17 protein-coding genes are annotated in these 15422 nt (G+C 73.0%); 11 read left to right on the top strand and 6 right to left on the bottom strand.

The window, feature by feature from the left end; all coding sequences use genetic code 11:
- The first annotated feature begins 22 nt into the window (after positions 1-22).
- Together AC1DZC_RS00910 and AC1DZC_RS00905 are read left to right on the top strand one after the other, a co-directional pair.
- On the top strand, positions 23-286 hold the full coding sequence (locus AC1DZC_RS00910) for a glutaredoxin family protein (protein WP_477040507.1): 264 nt from the start codon (positions 23-25) through the stop codon (positions 284-286).
- 128 nt (positions 287-414) lie between these two features.
- Positions 415-1041, top strand: coding sequence for a redox-sensing transcriptional repressor Rex (locus AC1DZC_RS00905; protein WP_477040508.1), 627 nt, complete (start codon positions 415-417; stop codon positions 1039-1041).
- A 55-nt stretch (positions 1042-1096) separates the two neighbouring features.
- Here AC1DZC_RS00905 and AC1DZC_RS00900 read toward each other — a convergent pair whose 3' ends face one another.
- A complete protein-coding gene (locus AC1DZC_RS00900; protein WP_477040509.1) occupies positions 1097-1657 on the bottom strand; it encodes a YceI family protein in 561 nt (186 codons plus the stop codon).
- Between the two features lie 99 nt (positions 1658-1756).
- Here AC1DZC_RS00900 and AC1DZC_RS00895 point away from each other — a divergent pair, with 99 nt between their 5' ends.
- From AC1DZC_RS00895 to ccsB, 6 genes are read left to right on the top strand one after another with little or no spacing between them, the layout of a single operon-like run.
- The gene (locus AC1DZC_RS00895; RefSeq protein ID WP_477040510.1) at positions 1757-2281 is read left to right on the top strand and encodes a MarR family winged helix-turn-helix transcriptional regulator; all 525 of its coding nucleotides are present in this window, start codon (positions 1757-1759) and stop codon (positions 2279-2281) included.
- Positions 2282-2311: 30 nt separating this feature from the next.
- A complete protein-coding gene (locus tag AC1DZC_RS00890; RefSeq protein ID WP_477041913.1) occupies positions 2312-3019 on the top strand; it encodes a histidine phosphatase family protein in 708 nt (235 codons plus the stop codon).
- Position 3020: 1 nt separating this feature from the next.
- Positions 3021-3605 (top strand): TlpA family protein disulfide reductase, encoded by a 585-nt coding sequence (locus tag AC1DZC_RS00885; protein ID WP_477041912.1) that lies wholly within the window; start codon positions 3021-3023, stop codon positions 3603-3605.
- A complete protein-coding gene (locus tag AC1DZC_RS00880; protein WP_477041911.1) occupies positions 3602-4399 on the top strand; it encodes a cytochrome c biogenesis CcdA family protein in 798 nt (265 codons plus the stop codon). Before AC1DZC_RS00885 ends, AC1DZC_RS00880 begins: the two co-directional genes overlap by 4 nt.
- A gap of 1 nt (position 4400) precedes the next feature.
- Positions 4401-6074, top strand: a complete 1674-nt coding sequence (gene resB, locus AC1DZC_RS00875; RefSeq protein ID WP_477041910.1) for a cytochrome c biogenesis protein ResB — start codon at positions 4401-4403, stop codon at positions 6072-6074.
- Entirely contained in the window at positions 6061-7041 is a 981-nt protein-coding gene (gene ccsB / locus AC1DZC_RS00870) for a c-type cytochrome biogenesis protein CcsB (protein ID WP_477041909.1), read from the top strand. Before resB ends, ccsB begins: the two co-directional genes overlap by 14 nt.
- A 4-nt stretch (positions 7042-7045) precedes the next feature.
- Here ccsB and AC1DZC_RS00865 read toward each other — a convergent pair whose 3' ends face one another.
- The 3 genes from AC1DZC_RS00865 to AC1DZC_RS00855 form a co-directional block, all read right to left on the bottom strand.
- A complete protein-coding gene (locus AC1DZC_RS00865; protein WP_477041908.1) occupies positions 7046-8080 on the bottom strand; it encodes a LacI family DNA-binding transcriptional regulator in 1035 nt (344 codons plus the stop codon).
- 56 nt (positions 8081-8136) lie between these two features.
- The gene (locus tag AC1DZC_RS00860; RefSeq protein WP_477041907.1) at positions 8137-10272 is read right to left on the bottom strand and encodes a discoidin domain-containing protein; all 2136 of its coding nucleotides are present in this window, start codon (positions 10270-10272) and stop codon (positions 8137-8139) included.
- Between the two features lie 170 nt (positions 10273-10442).
- Entirely contained in the window at positions 10443-10763 is a 321-nt protein-coding gene (locus tag AC1DZC_RS00855; RefSeq protein WP_477040518.1) for a PLDc N-terminal domain-containing protein, read from the bottom strand.
- A gap of 59 nt (positions 10764-10822) precedes the next feature.
- Here AC1DZC_RS00855 and AC1DZC_RS00850 point away from each other — a divergent pair, with 59 nt between their 5' ends.
- The gene (locus AC1DZC_RS00850) at positions 10823-11083 is read left to right on the top strand and encodes a DUF4229 domain-containing protein (protein ID WP_477041906.1); all 261 of its coding nucleotides are present in this window, start codon (positions 10823-10825) and stop codon (positions 11081-11083) included.
- Here the strand turns inward: AC1DZC_RS00850 and AC1DZC_RS00845 are convergent.
- Positions 11080-11952, bottom strand: a complete 873-nt coding sequence (locus AC1DZC_RS00845) for a 1,4-dihydroxy-2-naphthoate polyprenyltransferase (protein WP_477040520.1) — start codon at positions 11950-11952, stop codon at positions 11080-11082. The genes AC1DZC_RS00850 and AC1DZC_RS00845 overlap by 4 nt on opposite strands.
- Positions 11949-13052, bottom strand: coding sequence for an o-succinylbenzoate--CoA ligase (menE, locus tag AC1DZC_RS00840; protein ID WP_477041905.1), 1104 nt, complete (start codon positions 13050-13052; stop codon positions 11949-11951). The genes AC1DZC_RS00845 and menE overlap by 4 nt, the downstream gene beginning before the upstream one ends.
- A gap of 97 nt (positions 13053-13149) precedes the next feature.
- Between menE and AC1DZC_RS00835 the strand changes: the two genes are divergently transcribed.
- Together AC1DZC_RS00835 and AC1DZC_RS00830 are read left to right on the top strand one after the other, a co-directional pair.
- Positions 13150-14238: a DUF3048 domain-containing protein gene (locus AC1DZC_RS00835; RefSeq protein WP_477041904.1), complete on the top strand. Its 1089-nt coding sequence runs from the start codon at positions 13150-13152 to the stop codon at positions 14236-14238.
- A 78-nt stretch (positions 14239-14316) separates the two neighbouring features.
- The gene (locus AC1DZC_RS00830) at positions 14317-15387 is read left to right on the top strand and encodes a DUF3048 domain-containing protein (protein WP_477041903.1); all 1071 of its coding nucleotides are present in this window, start codon (positions 14317-14319) and stop codon (positions 15385-15387) included.
- The last annotated feature ends 35 nt before the right edge of the window (positions 15388-15422 follow it).

The raw sequence follows: 15422 nt of genomic DNA, 5'->3' as shown, positions 1-15422 counted from the left end.
CCCAGGTCGGTACCGTGAACGCATGGCGAACACGAGGGTCCTCCTCTACGGCCGTACCGGCTGCCACCTCTGCGACGACGCCCGCGAGGTGGTCCGCGCGGTGTGCGAGGAGACCGGGACGGCGTGGGCGGAGGTCGACATCGAGGCCGGTCCGTACGAGGGCCGGGACCTGGTCGACGAGCTGGGCGAGCTGATCCCGGTGGTCGAGGTCGACGGCGTCCAGCAGGGGTACTGGCGGATCGATGCCGCGCGTCTGCGGCGAACCCTTACGGCAGCCGCGTCCTGACCCCTACCCTGACGGACAGGATCAGGCCCTGACGGGTCGACAGTGCTGTCGCGGGGGTCGATGTGGACACGCAACGGACGGAGCCTCGGACGACGCCGAGAGTCCGCGCGACGGGTGCTGCCCGGGAGGTGCCGCCGGCGACCGTCGCGCGGCTGCCCGGGTACCTGCGGGCGCTGCAGGGGCTCGAGGGCGTCGTCACGACCTCGTCGGACGAGCTCGCGGGCGCGGCCGGTGTCACCCCGGCCCAGCTGCGCAAGGACCTGTCGTTCCTCGGCTCCTACGGTCGGCGGGGGGTGGGGTACAACGTGGCGCACCTGTCCGAGCAGATCGGCGTGGTGCTGGGCCTGACGACGCAGCGGCGCGTGGTCATCGTCGGCATCGGGAACCTGGGGCACGCGCTGGCCAGCTACTCGGTGTTCGCGGAGCGCGGCTTCGCGGTCGTCGGGCTGGTGGACACCGACCCGGGTGTCGTCGGCACGTCCGTGTCGGGGCTCGTCGTGCAGCCCTGGGAGGGCCTGGCGGACCTGGTCCGGAGCACGGACGCGACCATCGGCATCATCGCGACCCCGGCGGCCAGTGCGCAGGCGGTGTGCGACGCCCTGGTGGAGGCCGGCGTGGTCGGGATCCTCACGTTCGCACCGCGGGCGCTGCGGGTGCCGGACCACGTGGACCTGCGCGCCGTCGACGTCGCCTCCGAGCTGCAGATCCTCGCGTTCCACGACCGCCGCCGCGCGGGCCTGGGGGACTCGGCATGAGAACAGCCGGTGCCCCCCGAGGGGGACACCGGCTGTCGTCGTGCGCGGGAGGAGGTCAGCCCTTGATGGCCGACACGTCGAGCGCGATGGTGACCTTGTCGCCGACCAGGACGCCGCCGGCCTCGAGGGCCGCGTTCCAGGTCAGGCCGAAGTCCTTGCGCGAGATCGCGACGGTGGCCTCGAAGCCCGCACGCGTGTTGCCGAACGGGTCCACCGCGGTGCCGTTGAACTCGGTGTCGAGCTCGACGGACTGCGTGACGCCGTGGATGGTCAGGTCGCCGACGATGACGTGCTTCTTGCCCTCTTCGCGGACGCCGGTGGAGACGAAGGTCCACAGGCCGAACTGCTCGACGTCGAAGAAGTCGCCGCTCTTGAGGTGGCCGTCGCGGTTGGCGTCGCCCGTGGACACGGTGGAGGGGTCGAGCGTGACCGAGACCGAGGTGGCCTCGAGGTGCTCGCCGACCGTGATGGTGCCCTCGGTCACCGCGACGGTGCCGCGGACCTTGGAGATGCCCGCGTGGCGGACGGTGAAGCTCGCCTCGGTGTGGGAGAGGTCGATGGCCCAGGTGCCGGCGGTCAGGCCCGTGGGCAGTGCGGTCGTGGTGGTGGCGCTCATGACGTGCTCCTCAAGATGTTGAACGATCAACTAATCCGTTAGTTCAAAGTTGTACTACACTTGCGTTCCCCCTGCAACCCCGAGACGAGGAAGCGTGTTGTGAGCACGAGCACAGAGCCTGTGACGGCGACGGCTGAGACCGTCGTCTGGCTGACCGCAGAGCAGCAGGAGCACTGGCGCTCGTTCCGCCAGGGCGTCGCCCGACTGCTCGGAGCGCTCGAGCACGAGCTCGACGCGCAGTCCGGCCTGTCCACGCACGAGTACGAGGTGCTCGTGCGGCTCTCCGAGGCGCCCGGGCGCACGCTGCGGATGGCGCAGCTCGCCGACAACGTCGCGCACTCCCGCAGCCGGCTCACGCACACGATCCGCCGCATGGAGGAGTCGGGCCTCGTCGCCCGCGTCCCGTGCGAGTCCGACGCCCGCGGCGTGAACGCGACGATGACCGACAAGGGGTGGGAGACGCTCGTCGCGGCGGCCCCCGGGCACGTCCAGTCGGTGCGCGACCACCTGGTCGACGTGCTCACCCCGGAGCAGTTCGCAGCACTCGGTGACGCCATGGAGACGGTGCGCCTGCACCTGACGGGTGGCGCGTGTCACGCCGTGGAGAGCCTCGACGCGTGCTGAGTGCACAGGAGTGTTTGCGAGACTGACCCCATGGTCGCCACCACGATCCACCTGATGAGGCACGGCGAGGTGCACAACCCCGAGGGTGTGCTCTACGGCCGGCTGCCCGGCTACCGCCTGTCCGAGCGCGGCGTCGCCATGGCCGAGACGGTCGCCGCGCACCTCGCGGGCACGGCGAGCGGTGCCCCCGGGGGTGAGCGCCGGCTCAAGGGCGCGACCGCGGCCGCCCCTCCGCCGCGCCGCGACGTCGTCGCCGTCATCGCCTCGCCGCTGCAGCGCGCGCAGGAGACGGCGACCCCGATCGCCGAGGCGTTCGGGGTCGACCTCTCGACCGAGCCCCGCATCATCGAGGCGGGCAACCACTTCGAGGGCATGAAGTTCGGGGTCGGCGACGGCTCGCTGCGCCACCCCGAGCACTGGCCGTACCTGCGCAACCCGTTCCGCCCGTCCTGGGGCGAGCCGTACGCCGAGCAGGTCGAGCGCATGCTCGGTGCCGTCGCGGACGCGCTCGTGCTCGCGCGCGGGCACGAAGCCGTGCTCGTCAGCCACCAGCTGCCGGTCTGGGTCACGCGCCTCGCGCTCGAGAACCGCCGCCTGTGGCACGACCCCCGCCGGCGTCAGTGCTCCGTCGCGTCCCTGACCAGCCTGCGCTACGAGGGCGACACCCTCGTCGGCATCGGCTACAGCGAGCCCGCCGCCGCGCTGCTGCCCGGGACCAAGACCGTCGCGGGGGCCTGACGTGCGCGTACGGCTCGCGGGCGCCCTGGCGGCGGGACTGCTCCTCCTCGCGGGGTGCGGTCCCGCGACCAACGACAGCGACGTCGCGCAGCAGGGCTACCAGTCCGGCGACGGCAGCACCCGCACCTGGGTCGCCGCCGACCGCGAGGGCCCCGTGACGCTCAGCGGCACCGACTACGAGGGCGCCACGCAGGACGTCACCAGCTGGCTCGGCGACGTCGTCGTGCTCAACACCTGGTACGCCAACTGCCCGCCGTGCCGCGCCGAGGCGCCGGACCTGGCCGCCGTCGCCGACGACTACGCCTCGAAGGGCGTGCACGTCCTCGGCATCAACCACACCGACGCCACCGGCACCGCGCAGGCCTTCCAGGCCGCCCACGACGTGCCCTACCCGAGCATCCACGACGAGGACGGCTCTGCCGTCGCCGCGCTCGAGGGGGTCGTCCCGATCAACGCCGTGCCGACGACGGTCGTGCTGGACCGCAACGGCCTGGTGGCCGGCCGGATCCTGGGCGTCGTCGACCCCTCGACCCTGCGCTCGATGATCGACGAGCTGGTGGCCGAGCCGGCCGCGACGCCCCCGTGAGCGTCGTCGCGGACGCCGGTGACGCCTTCGGCCAGGCGATCATCTCCGGGTCGCTGCTGCTCGCGATCCCGGTCGCGCTGCTCGCCGGGCTGGTCTCGTTCGCGTCGCCGTGCGTCCTGCCGCTCGTCCCGGCGTACCTGGGCTACCTCGGGGGGATGACCGGCGCCGCCGGGAGCCGCCCGATCGGCGCGCCGGTGCCCACGCCCCAGCGCAGCCGCCTGATGCTCGGCGTCTCGCTGTTCATCGCGGGGTTCACGGCCGTGTACGTGGTGCTCGGCGTGCTCGCGGGGTCGCTCGGCGGGTTCCTCCTGGAGTACCAGGACACGATCATGCGGGTGCTCGGGGTCGTCGTCATCGTCATGGGCCTGGCGTTCCTCGGGTTCATCCCGTTCCTGCAGAACGAGCGCCGCGTCCACCTCGCCCCGCGCGCCGGCCTGTGGGGCGCGCCGCTGCTGGGCATCACGTTCGGCCTCGGCTGGGCGCCCTGCATCGGCCCGACGCTCGCCGCGATCATCGCCCTGTCGCTCGACGGCGGCACCGCGGGCCGCGGCGGGGTGCTGGCGGTCGCGTTCTGCCTGGGGCTCGGGCTGCCGTTCCTCCTCGTCGCGTTCAGCGTCGAGCGCAGCGCCAAGGCCCTGGCGTTCCTGCGCCGGCACCGCCTGGCGATCATGCGCCTCGGCGGCGGGATGCTCATCGTGCTCGGCATCGCGCTCGTGACCGGCGTCTGGGGCCATTGGGCTGCGTGGCTGCAGGGGCTCGTGTCCGGCAACGACCCGTTCGTGCCGGTGGTGTGACGTGAGCCAGTACCGCCCCGAGGGCATCTCCGACGTCTTCACCGAGCCCACCGAGCCGGCCGAGCAGAAGCCGGTCGTGCAGGGCATCGGCCTGACCGGCTGGCTGCGCTGGGCCTGGCGGCAGCTCACCAGCATGCGCGTGGCCCTGCTGCTGCTCATGCTGCTCGCGGTCGCGGCGGTGCCCGGCACCGTCTGGCCGCAGCGCGCGCAGAGCCCCGAGAAGGTCGTCGCCTACCTGACGAACCACCCGACGCTCGGCCCGGTCCTCGACCGCCTCGGCGCGTTCAACGTCTACTCCTCGGTCTGGTTCAGCGCGATCTACCTGCTGCTGTTCGTCTCGCTGGTCGGCTGCATCCTGCCGCGCACCAAGGTGCACCTGGCGGGCGTGCGGGGCCGGCCACCGCGCGCGCCCCGCCGGTTCGGGCGGTTCCCGGCCCAGGGCACGGGCCTTTCCGACGAGACCCCGCAGGCGCTGTCGAGCACGGCGACCACCGTGCTGCGCAGCGGCTGGCGCTGGCTGCCGTTCGTGCCCACCTACCGGGTCGAGGCGCGCGACGAGGGCGACGGCACGTGGTCGGTGGCGGGGGAGCGCGGGTACCTGCGCGAGACCGGCAACCTCGTGTTCCACCTGGCCCTCGTCGGCCTGCTCATCTCGGTGGCCACCGGCCAGGTGCTGCACTACCGCGGGCAGATGATCGTGGTGCAGGGCTCCGGCTTCGCCAACTCGCAGGGCGCCTACGACACGTTCGAGCGCGGCACCGCGTACTCGCCGAGCAGCCTGGTCCCGTTCACGCTCAAGCTCGACGACTTCGAGTCCCGGTTCGACCCGCAGACGCTCGCGTCGCGCGACTTCACCGCCCACGTGACCCTGACGGAGCCCGGCGAGGATCCGCAGGCCAAGACGATCAAGGTCAACCACCCGCTCGACGCGGGCGGCGCGAAGGTCTACCTGCAGGGCAACGGCTACGCGCCGGACATCACGATCCACGACGCCGCCGGCGCGGTGGTCAGCGACGGTCCGACGCCGTTCCTCCCGCAGGACCAGGTGTACACGTCCAAGGGCGTCATCAAGGTCCCGGACGTCACGAACGGGCAGGACCAGATCGGCCTCATCGGGTTCCTGCTGCCGACGAAGAAGACGGTGCAGACCCCCAACGGGCCCGCCTACGTCTCGCAGTTCCCGGAGCCGAACGACCCGATCCTCGTGCTGAACGTCTGGAAGGGGAACCTCGGGCTCGACACCGGGGTCCCGCAGAACGTGTACGAGCTCGACGAGGCCCGCATGACGCAGGTCACGGACGCGTCCGGCGACCCGGTGATCCTCGTGGTGAAGCCCGGCGAGACCGTGGAGCTGCCCGACGGACTGGGCACGCTGACGTTCAACGGGATCAAGCGGTTCGTGGCGCTCGACCTGCGGCACGACCCCGCGCTCGTGTTCGTCCTGGTGTTCGCGCTGCTGGCGTTCGCCGGGCTCGCGACCTCGCTGTTCGCGCCCCGTCGCCGGGTCTGGCTGAGGTTCGCGCCCGGCCATGACGAGGACTCCGGCCGTACAGTAGTGACCGCCGCGGGCCTCGCGCGCGGAGACGACGTCGGGCTGCAGCCCGAGCTGGACCGGGTGCTCGCGGCGACGCTGGCGACACCTTCCGACCGAGAGGGAAACCATGGACACCGGTGACCTGAGCACCTTGCTCGTCTGGGCCGCCGCCACCGCCTTCACCGTGGCGCTCGTCGCGTACTCGGTGGACCTCGCGCGCATCGCCGACCGGTCGCAGCGCGTCGCCCAGCCGGCCCTCGTCGCCGCGGGTGGGGGCCCGGTCTCCGCGGCCGCCGGCTCCGCCGACCAGCGCGCACCCGGGCGGTCCGTCCGCGCCGAGGGCATCGCCCGCTCGACGCACTGGCTCGGCATCGCGGTCCTGCTCGGCGCCATCGTGCTGCGGGGCATCGCGGCCGGCCGCTGGCCCACCGCGAACATGTACGAGTTCACGCTCGTCGCGGTGTTCTGGGCCACCCTGATCCTCGCGGTCGTCCAGCGTCGCCGGATCATCGCGTTCCTGTCCGTGCTCGTCATGGGGCTGTCGGTCGTGGCGCTCGTCGTCGCGCTGAACTGGTTCTACATCCAGGCCGACCAGGTCCAGCCCGCCCTGCAGAGCTACTGGCTCGTGCTGCACGTCGGCGTCGCGATCGCGGCGACCGGCATCTTCACGGTCGCGTTCGGCACGTCGGTGCTCCAGGTGCTCAAGAGCTACCGCGAGGAGGGCCGCGTCGAGAACGCGGGCCGCGTGCGGACGACGCTCACGGGTCGGCGGTTCAGCTGGCTGGAGCAGGTGCCCAGCGGCCGCGACCTCGAGGCGATGTCCTTCCGGCTCAACGCCGTCGCGTTCGTCCTGTGGACCTTCACGCTCATCGGCGGGGCCGTCTGGGCCGAGCACGCCTGGGGCCGGTACTGGGGGTGGGACCCCAAGGAGGTCGGCACGTTCGTCGCCTGGGTGGTCTACGCGTCCTACCTGCACGCGCGGACGACGCGCGGCTGGAGCGGGCGTCGGGCGTCGTACTTCGTCTTCGTCGGCTATGCCGTGGTGCTCATGAACTTCACCGTCGTGAACCTCGTGGTCACCGGCAAGCACTCGTACTCGGGGCTCTGAGCCCTCAGGCCGTCTCTCGCGCGACGAGGGTCGGCGTGAACATGACGCCGCGCGGAGGCTGGTCCGGCGTGCGGATGCGGTCCAGGAGCAGGCGGGCCATCTCGCCGGCCATGTCCTCCACCGGCTGACGGACCGTCGTTAGGGCGGGGACCGCGTCGGTGGCCGTCGTGCTGTCGTCGAACCCGATGACGGCGACGTCCTGCGGCACCCGGCGGCCCGCGTCCACCAGCACCCGCACGAGGGCCTCCGCCACCAGGTCGTTCGCCGCGAAGACCGCGTCGGTGCCTGGGTGCTCGGCCAGGATCGTGCGCCCGCCCGCGGTGCCGCTGCGGGCGGAGAAGTCGCCGGGCACCACCGTGACGGCGATCCCCCGCGCGGCGGCCGCCTCCCGGAACCCGGTGAGCCGCTCGCGTGCGGCTGCCAGCTCCGCCGGGCCGGCGAGCACCACTGCCCGACGCCGGCCCAGGCGGGCGAGGTGCTCCGCGGCCAGCCGCCCGCCGATCGTCTGGTCGGCGTCCACCCAGCTCACGGGGAGCGCGGCCGTGGGCTGGTGGGAGAGCACGACGGGGACGTTCATCTCGTAGAGCGCGGACGGCAGCCCGGTCTCGTCGCCACCCGACAGGAACAGCACCCCGTCGACGTGCCCCTGGCGCAGGTAGCTGAGCACGAAGTCGTGCGCCTCGCGGTCGGCCGGGACGACGACCAGGTGGACGCCCGTGGCGCGCAGGACCTGCTGGGCCCCGGCCGTGACGCGGCCGAAGTAGGGGTCGGAGAAGATCCGCTGCAGGAACTCGGCGCCGGCGATCCCCGAGGCCGGCTCGGAGATCACCAGGGCCACCGAGTTGGTGCGACGGGTGACCAGCGACCGAGCCGCCAGGTTGGGCACGTAGCCGGTGACCCGGACGGCCTCGTCGACCGCGCGCCGCATCTTGGGGTCGACCGTCGCGACGCCGTTGAGCACCCGGGACACCGTCGAGCGCGAGACCCCGGCCCGACGGGCCACCTCCTCGATGGTGGAGGGGCCCGGCCTGCTGGTCATGGGTCCATTCCTAGCACTGGCTGCGGCGGGGCCGTGACCGGCCCCGCCGCAGGACGTCAGCGGTACACCCGCACGTAGTCCACGAGCATCTGCGCGGGGAACGGCGTGGTCGCGTCGACCGGACCGGGCCAGTCACCGCCCACCGCGAGGTTGAGGATCATGTAGAAGTCGTGGTCGTAGATCCACGGTCCTCGGGTCGACTCCACGGTGGCCTTGTCGGCCGTGAACACCAGGCGGTTGTCGAGGAAGTAGCGGATGCCGCTCGCGTCCCACTCCGCCGCCCAGGTGTGGAAGTCGTTGGACAGCGGCGACCCGTCGGGCAGCTTGTACGAGCCGCCGTAGCCGCCGGCGCCGTTGTACGCCGGGGCGTGCAGCGTCGAGTACGACGTCGTGGTGTCCTTGCCGAGGACCTCCATGATGTCGACCTCGCCGTTGTACGGCCACGGGCGGCCCGTGAGGAAGTCGGCGCCCATCATCCAGAACGCCGGCCAGTAGCCCTGGCCCGTCGGCACCTTGATCCGCGCCTCGACGCGGCCGTAGGTGAACATGAACTTGTTGGTCGTGTTCATGCGACCCGACGTGTAGCTGCGGCCGCCCGCCGTCTCCTTGCGCGCCTGGATGACCAGGTGGCCCTGACCGTCCATGTTCAGGTTGCCGGTCGGCGTGTAGTACTGCTGCTCACCGTTCTGCCCGGTGCCGGGGTCGATCGTCCACTTCGACGCGTCCGGCGCGCTGCCGGCCGCACCCGAGAAGTCGTCGCTGAACGCGAGGCGCGTGAAGTTGGGCGGCGGGACGTTCGACGTGGGCGGCTGGACGGGGTTGCCGCCGGTGCCGTAGACGTCGAAGCCGTACAGCGAGTAGCCGTAGGGGCCGCTGCGCTTGGTGAGGTTGAGCCGCACGTAGCGGCCGTCACCGGAGACGTTCAGCGTCTCCTTGAGGCCCTTGCCCGTGGTCGTCGTGTAGATCGTCGTCCACGCGGTTCCGTTGGCCGAGACCTGCACCTGGTAGCCCGTCGCGTACGCGGGGTCCCACTGCAGGACGACCTTCGAGACGTGCGCCGTCGCGCCGAGGTCGACCTGGATCCAGCCCGGGTCGACCCAGCCGGCCGGGTTGGCGGACGCCCAGCGCGAGGCGGCGTCGTAGTCGAGCGCCTTGTCCGGGGTGCACTGGTAGCAGGTGCCGTCGTCCTGGCTGGACGACGCGGCCCCGGGCTTCTTGTAGCTGAGCAGCACTGGCGTGCCGGGGTCGACGGGCGGCGTGGTGCCGTCGGTCGTGCCGAACACCTCGAGCTCCCACAGCGAGACGCCGTAGCCCGTGGCTCGTCCGGTCGCGTTCAGACGCACGTACCGAGCCGTGCCCGAGAGCGGCACCGACTGCTTGGCGCTGCTCGTCGCGGTCTGCGACGACAGCGTGGTCCACGCCGAACCGTCCTGCGAGGACTGGATCTGGAAGGCGGTGGCGTATGCCGCCTCCCACGTGAGGTCGATCCGGCTCAGCGCGCTGGGCGCCCCGAGGTCGACCTGGATCCACTGCGGGACCGAGAAGGCGCTCGACCAGCGGGTGCCGAGGTTGCCGTCGGTGGCGGCGCTCGCGGGCGTGCCGGCGGACTCGGCGGACGAGGCCGTCGTGGGCCTGCCCTTCGACAGCAGGACCGGGTTGGCCGGCGGCGTGGTGGTGCCCAGGACCTCGAGCTCGAACAGCGAGATGCCGTAGCCGGTTGCCCGCTGCGTGCCGGTCAGGCGCACGTAGCGACCGGAGCCGTTGATCGCGAGCGACTGCTTGGCGGCCGAGGTCGCCGTGCCGTTGCGCACGGTGGTCCACGTCGTGCCGTTGTCGGAGACCTGGATCGTGTACGCGGAGGCGTAGGCGGCCTCCCAGGTGAGGTCGATCTCGAAGAACGACTGCGTGGAGCCGAGGTCCACCTGGATCCACTGGTTGTCGGCGGACGAGCTGGACCAGCGGGTGCCGGTGTTCCCGTCGGTCGCGGCGCCGGCGGGCGTCCCGCCGTTCTCGGTGGAGGACGCGGTCGTCGGCTTGCCCTGGGACAGGACGACGACGCCGGGACTGAGGGCGTGCGCCTGGTCGGCGCGGACGGCCGCCAGCCCGAGGACCACGGCGAGCGCGGCCAGGGTGGCGATCAGGAGGCGGCCGACAGAGCGGCCACCTGCAACGGGGTGCGGAACGGGAGCCATGCTTCCCCCAAGGGTCGTCATTGACAGGGTGGGATCGGGCTGGAGAACGCGAGGGAGCGCTCTCTGAGGGATCACCCTTGACCCGGACAATTCGCCTGTCAAGACGTAGCACGAACGCCAGGGAGCGCTCTCTCGAACCAGGACGCGCGACCTGATGTGTGCTGAGGGGTTCAGCTGGTGGCCGGGGGCCCGTCGTTGCGACGCCGCTCCTCGTCGAGCCGGCGCAGGAAGTCCGGGTCGTCGTCGGGCGCGGGGGAGCGCAGGCGCTCGGTGCGCTTGGCCGGCGGTGCGTCGGAGATCTCCGCGTAGGCGGTGCGACGGGACCAGCGGACGCCCAGCCACACGAGGGAGCCGAGCAGCGGGACGAACAGCACGAGCACGATCCAGAGCAGCGGGTGCACCCCGACCCGCTCGTCCCGGTTGCTGCGCAGGATGTCGAAGAGGCAGTAGATCGCCAGGCCGATGAGCGCCAGGGCGACGAGGTTGCGCATCGCACCAGCCTAGACGCCCTGGGGCGGGCCGCTGCCCGGACCGGCCTACCCTGGTACCCGTGCCCGTCGTCGTCTTCTCGCTCCTGCGCCTCGCGCTGTTCGCCGTCTGCTTCGTCGCGCTGTGGTGGATCGGCATGCGCTCCTGGCTCGCGGCCATCGTCGCGGCGGTCCTGGCGTGGGGCCTCTCCTACGTGCTGCTCACCCGGCAGCGCGACGCCGCCGCCCGGCACATCGCGGCGCGGGTGGAGCGGGGACGGCGCCCGGACGAGGACGCGCTCGTCGAGGACGCGGCGGACGACGCCGCCCGGCGCGAGCCCTAGAGCGCGAGGCCGACGCCCAGCAGGACGCCGAACGCCAGCTCGAGCAGTCCGGTGAACATGAGCACCGGGACCAGTGCCCGGCCGCGGGCGCCCAGCAGCACCGTCACGGCCAGCGCGACGGCCGGGGCGAGCAGCAGCAGGACGATCAGCGTCCACGGGTTGGCGAACGCGCAGACGATCCCGCCCAGCAGCACGGGCAGCACGACGAGCGCGGCGTACACGCGGCGGGACCGGTGCTCGCCCAGGCGCACCGCCAGGGTCCGCTTCCCGACGAGCGCGTCGGTGGGCACGTCACGCAGGTTGTTGGCCATGAGCAGCGCGCACGCGAGCATGCCGACGGCCACCGCCCCGACCCACGCGGGCCACGACAGCTCGTCGGCCTGCGTGTAGGTGGTGCCCAGCACCGCGACGAGCCCGAAGAACGTGAAGACGCCGACCTCGCCGAGCCCGCGGTAGCCGTACGGCCGGCGACCGCCCGTGTACCCCCACGCCGCCAGGATCGCGACGGCGCCGACGGCGAGCAGCCACCACTGGCCGGTGAGCGAGACGAGCCAGAGGCCGAGGAGCGCCGCGACGCCGAACGCGGTGAACGCCGCGGCCTTCACCGAGCGGGGGCTGGCCGTCCCCGACGCGGTCAGGCGCATCGGGCCGACGCGGTCCACGTCCGTGCCGCGGATGCCGTCGGAGTAGTCGTTGGCGTAGTTGACGCCCACCTGCAGGGCCAGCGCCACCCCCAGGGCCAGGGCGGCGCGCCCGAGGTCGAACGAGCCGAGCTGGGCCGCGGCGCCGCTGCCGACCAGGACCGGGGCGGCGGCGGCGGGCAGCGTGCGCAGTCGAGCGCCCTGCACCCAGTCGCTGGCAGTGGTCACGTGTCGTTCCTCTCGATCAGCTCGTGTGCGAGCTGCTGTGCGGCTCGACGGTCGATCTTGCCCGGCCCGCGCAGCGGGAGCGAACCCGTGACCACGAGGTGGCGCGGGGCGTGGGCCGCGCCCAGGCGTTCGGTGACCGCGGCGCGGGCCTGCGCGAGGGTCGGGGTGGTGCCAGGACGAGGCACGACGACGGCGACGACCACCTGCCCCCACTCGTCGTCGGGCAGCCCGACCACGACCACCTCGCCCAGGGGTTCGAGCGCCGCCTCGACCGCCTGCGGCGACACCTTGGCGCCGCCGCTGACCAGCACGTCGTCGGCTCGGCCGAGGATCGTCAGCCGGCCGTCGACCCAGGTGCCGAGGTCGGAGGTGCGCATCCAGCGGCGGCCGTCGAGGTGCACGAACGGCTCCTGGACGCCGTCGGCATAGCCGAGCGCGAGCACCGGGCCGGACACCAGCACGCGACCGTCGTCGTCGAGCCGCACGGTGACCCCGTCCAGCGGGACGCCGTCGTACACGCAGCCCCCGCACGTCTCGGACATGCCGTACGTGGTGACCACCCGGACACCCGCCGCGCGTGCCCGCCCGAGCAGGTCGGCGCCGGTCGCGGCCCCGCCGACGAGGACCGCGTCGAACGTGCGCAGGGCGTCGGTGCCCGCGGCGTCGTCGAGGAGGCGGACCAGCTGTGTCGGCACGAGCGAGGTGTAGCGGGGGCCGGGGCCGAGCCTGGAGGTCGTCGCGACGAAGGAGGGGGGACGGAACGGTCCGTCGGGGACGACGACGGGCGACGTGCCGGCGAGCACCGAGCGGACCAGGACCTGCAGCCCGGCGATGTGCTGCAGCGGGAGCGCGAGGAGCCACTGCCCCGGGCCGGCCAGGCGGTCGGCGGTGGCCGCGGCCGAGGCGCGCAGCGCGGCCGCCGAGAGCAGGACGGCACGCGGGTCCCCCGTCGAGCCCGAGGTGCTGACCACCAGGGCGACCTCGTCGGACACCTCGTCGGGGCCCGTTCCCACGGCGGGGCCGGAGCCGTCGAGGGCCGCGGCGAGCGCCGGCAGCAGGAGATCGGCCCGCGCGGGGACGTCGCGCAGGGGGCGGCTCACCGGTCCAGCCTAGGCGCCCCGCCCGTGGGCCCTGGGTCCCGGACCGGCCCGGAATTGGCCCGTAGAGTGTCCGCGGTCCGATCCGAAGGAGCTCCCCGTGTTCACTGCCACCATCCGCGCGCGCCGGCTGCCCGCGCTGCTCGTCGTGCTCGCGGGCACGGTCTCGCTCCTCGCCGCGTGCAGCGGCGGGTCGACCGACACGCCCACCCCGGTCCCCGACGTCACCCAGGGCGCCGTCATCGAGCCCGCCAAGGTCGCGCCGCCGGCGCCGGTCGTGCCGCCGCGCTGGCCGCTGACCGGTGTCGCCGCCACCGACATGCCGGTGCGCCCCGCGCTCGCCGTGAAGATCGAGAACTCCGGCGAGGCCCGCCCGCAGACCGGCCTGGACGAGGCGGACAACGTCTGGGAAGAGGTCGTCGAGGGCGGCATCAGCCGGTTCGTCGCCGTCTACCACTCGAAGGTGCCCACGGAGGTCGGACCGATCCGCTCCGTGCGTCCGATGGACCCCGCGATCATCGCGCCCATGCACGGCCTCATCGCGTTCTCCGGCGGCCAGGCGGGCTTCGTGAACGCGCTGCAGGCCGCCGGGATCCAGACGATCAGCATGGACGCCGGTGCGGCCGGCTTCTACCGCAAGAAGGGCGTGGCCCCGGCCCCGCACAACGTCTACGGCACCCCGCAGACGTTCTGGGACCAGGCCAACGCCGAGCACAGCGCCGCACCGCCGGCCCAGTTCGTCTTCGCCAAGAGGCCCGAGTCCGCGACGGCGATCGCCACGGGCGCGCCGGCCGGGACCATCAGCGTGAAGCTGTCCGGCTACGCCAAGCCCACCTGGTCGTGGGACGCGGGCTCGGGCACCTACCTGCGCTCCGAGGGCGCCACCCCGGCGGTCGTCCGTTCCGGGGCGCGGCTCGGCGCGACGAACGTCGTCACCCTCTCGGTCCGGCTGGTGAACTCCGGCACGGTCGACCCGGCGGGCAACCCGGTACCCGAGACCGTGATGGAGGGCACCGGCGAGGGCACGCTGTCCAGCGGCGGCAAGTTCGTCGCCGTGACCTGGACCAAGAACTCGATCGGCGAGGTGCTCACGCTGACGGCGCCCGACGGCTCGCCCGCGACCCTGGCCCCCGGCGTGACCTGGATCGAGCTGGTGCCCTCGAGCACGGGTTCGGTCACGATGAGCTGACCCCGGCCTGTGCTCCCGCGTCGCGCCGTGCGCGCGTGGCAACCTGAGCATGAGCACGGCGGCGACAGGGGGAGTCGGATGAGGTCCAGGACGCGTATCGGTTCGGTCGGCGTGGCGCTCGGCGCACTGCTCGCGCTCATGGCGTGCAGCTCGCCGGCACCGGAGGAACCGGCGCCCAGCCCGACCACCGTGACGGTCCGTCCGACGATCCCGCCGGCCAAGGCCGCCGCACCCGCCCCGGTCGTCGTGGCGCGCTGGCCGCTGACCGGGATCCCCGGCGATCCCGCCGTCCGGCCCGCACTCGCCGTGAAGATCGAGAACACCCTGGTCGCGCGGCCGCAGTCCGGCCTCGAGCAGGCCGACGTGGTCTGGGAGACCATCGTCGAGTTCGACGTGTCCCGGCTGGTCGCGGTGTTCCACTCGCAGGTGCCCGCCGAGGTCGGGCCGATCCGGTCGGTGCGCCCGATGGACCCGCAGATCCTCGCGCCCATGCACGGGCTGCTGGCGTTCTCGGGCGGCCAGCCGGGCATCCTGCAGCTCGTGGCCGAGAGCGGCATCCAGATGATCAGCCACGACGCCGGCGCCCCCGGCATGTACCGCACCAAGGACCGGGCGGCCCCGCACAACGTCTACGGCACCCCGACGACGTTCTGGGCCCAGGCGGACGCCGACCACCAGGCCTCGCCCGCCGAGCAGTTCGACATCGCCCGGAGCGCCGACCGCGCCGCCGCGGCCCTCGTCGGGACCCCGGCCGGCACGCTGTCGTTCAACCTCTCGCCCGCGTCGAGCCCGACCTGGACCTGGGACGCCGCCAGCGGCACCTGGCTCCGCTCCGAGGGTGCGACGCCGTCCTCCGCGCGCAGCGGTGCCCGGCTGTCGGCGGTCAACGTCGTCTCGATCGTCGCCGGTCACCCACCCACCGGGTACGCGGCCCAGGGCGGTGTGCCGGTGCCCACCTACGAGCTCAGCGGGTCGGGCCAGGGGTTCGTCGCGACCGGCGGCAAGATCGTGCCGGTGACCTGGAAGAAGGACAACCAGGCGGCACCGATGAGGGTGTTCCTCGAGAACGGTGCGCCCGCCGAGCTCGCCCCCGGGAACACCTGGGTCGAGCTCGTGCCCTTCGGCACGGGGACCGTCGCCACCAGCTGACTCCGCCTGCGGGATGACCCCGGGGCCTCCCGTCC

It is taken from the genome of Cellulomonas sp. P2_B4 (genome assembly GCF_056404795.1).
The sequence above is the reverse complement of the archived record's forward strand: the minus strand, read 5'-3'. Positions and strand labels throughout refer to the sequence as shown.

What these genes read in the sequence shown, in the direction of transcription:
- AC1DZC_RS00910 (WP_477040507.1), top strand. Translation starts at nt 23, where the DNA reads ATGGCGAACACGAGGGTCCTCCTCTACGGCCGTACCGGCTGCCACCTC.
- AC1DZC_RS00830 (WP_477041903.1), top strand. Translation starts at nt 14,317, where the DNA reads ATGAGGTCCAGGACGCGTATCGGTTCGGTCGGCGTGGCGCTCGGCGCA.
- AC1DZC_RS00900 (WP_477040509.1), bottom strand. Translation starts at nt 1,657, where the DNA reads ATGAGCGCCACCACCACGACCGCACTGCCCACGGGCCTGACCGCCGGC.
- AC1DZC_RS00855 (WP_477040518.1), bottom strand. Translation starts at nt 10,763, where the DNA reads ATGCGCAACCTCGTCGCCCTGGCGCTCATCGGCCTGGCGATCTACTGC.
- ccsB (WP_477041909.1), top strand. Translation starts at nt 6,061, where the DNA reads ATGGACACCGGTGACCTGAGCACCTTGCTCGTCTGGGCCGCCGCCACC.
- AC1DZC_RS00890 (WP_477041913.1), top strand. Translation starts at nt 2,312, where the DNA reads ATGGTCGCCACCACGATCCACCTGATGAGGCACGGCGAGGTGCACAAC.
- AC1DZC_RS00865 (WP_477041908.1), bottom strand. Translation starts at nt 8,080, where the DNA reads ATGACCAGCAGGCCGGGCCCCTCCACCATCGAGGAGGTGGCCCGTCGG.
- AC1DZC_RS00860 (WP_477041907.1), bottom strand. Translation starts at nt 10,272, where the DNA reads ATGGCTCCCGTTCCGCACCCCGTTGCAGGTGGCCGCTCTGTCGGCCGC.